The 1,832-nt window shown below is 67.5% G+C and carries 1 protein-coding gene; it reads left to right on the top strand.

The window, feature by feature from the left end; genetic code table 11:
• Positions 1 to 1,832: non-ribosomal peptide synthetase (locus ABD323_RS40810; RefSeq protein WP_344447166.1), on the top strand; the 1,832-nt coding region annotated here is incomplete at both ends.

Below are 1,832 nucleotides of genomic sequence, written 5' to 3'. Positions count from 1 at the left end.
CAGCACCTCCCCCTGCTCACCGACCACGAACACCACCGCGTCACCGTCGAGTTCAACACCACCCACCGCCCCTACGACCTCGACACCCCCGTCCACCACCTCTTCGAACAACAAGCCCACCGCACCCCCCACCGACCCGCCACCACCGACCAACACACCACCCTCACCTACGCCCAACTCAACACCCGCGCCAACACCCTCGCCCACACCCTGCGAACCCACCACCACATCCAACCCGGCACCCTCATCGCCCTCCACCTCCACCGCTCCACCGACCTCATGACCGCCATCCTCGGCACCCTCAAAGCCGGCGCCGCCTACCTCCCCATCAACCCCGACGACCCCACCGAACGCCTCCACACCATCCTCCACGACAGCGGAACCCACCTCCTCATCACCAACGGCACCACCCCACCCCCACACCCCGACATCACCACCATCGACCTCACCACCCTCGACCTCACCACCCACCCCCACAACCCCACCCCCCTCGCCGGACCCCACGACCCCGCCTACTGCATCTACACCTCCGGCTCCACCGGCAAGCCCAAAGGCGTCCTCGTCGAACACCGCAGCATCCTCAACCGCCTCCGCTGGATGATCGACGACCTCGACCTCGACCAGGACGACGTCATCCTGCAGAAGACCCCCTACATCTTCGACGTGTCCCTCTGGGAACTCCTCGTCCCCGGCATCATCGGCGCCCACCAGATCATGCTCCGCCCCGGCGGCCAGAACGACCCGCACGCCATCGCCGACGCCATCCGCCGACACGGCGTCACCACCCTGCACTTCGTCCCACCCATGCTCACCCACTACCTCGCCACCGTCACCGACGCCTTCCCCGGCGTGCGCCACTGCATCTGCAGCGGCGAGGAACTCACCGCCGACCTCGCCACCCGCTTCCACACCGCCACCCATGGCACCCCCACCCGCCTGCACAACTACTACGGCCCCACCGAGGCCGCGGTGGAGGTGACCGCCGTGGAGGTCCAGCGGGGTGCTCCCTCGGTGACCATCGGGCGTCCGGTGGCGAACTGCCGGATCTACGTGCTCGACGCCCAGGACCAACCCGCCCCCATCGGCGTCACCGGCGAACTCTGCATCGGCGGCGTCCAAGTCGCCCGCGGCTACCTCAACCGCCCCGACCTCACCACCCAACGCTTCACCCCCGACCCCTACCACCCCCACCACCGCATCTACCGCACCGGCGACCTCGCCCGCTGGCACCCCGACGGCCAACTCACCTACCACGGCCGCGCCGACCGACAAATCAAAATCCGCGGCCACCGCATCGAACTCGGCGAAATCGAACACGCCCTCCACACCCACCCCACCATCCACCAAGCCATCGTCATCCCCCAACACCACCCCACCGGCCACACCTACCTCGTCGCCTACCTCCACACCAAACCCCACACCAACCCCACCCCCCAACAACTCCGCGACACCCTCGCCACCCAACTCCCCGACCACATGATCCCCACCCACTACGTCACCACCGACCACATCCCCGTCACCCCCAGCGGCAAAATCGACCGCACCGCCCTCACCAACCTCACCACAGCCCAAACCGCCGCCACCCACGAACACGTCCCACCCCGCACCCCCCTCGAAACCGAACTCCACACCATCTGGCAGACCCTCCTCCCCACCACCCAACTCGGCACCACCGACGACTTCTTCACCATCGGCGGCCACTCCCTCACCGCCCTCCAACTCACCTCCCGCATCAACCAGAGCCACGGCACCCACCTCACCATCACCAACGTCTTCCACCACCGCACCATCACCGAACAAGCCCGCCTCATCGAACAAACCACCACCGACCG

Origin of the sequence: Kitasatospora nipponensis (assembly GCF_039528135.1) — a bacterium.
Taxonomy (GTDB): Bacteria; Actinomycetota; Actinomycetes; order Streptomycetales; family Streptomycetaceae; genus Kitasatospora; species Kitasatospora nipponensis.
Note: the sequence above shows the minus strand (reverse complement) of the source record. Positions and strands in the feature narration are given on the sequence as shown.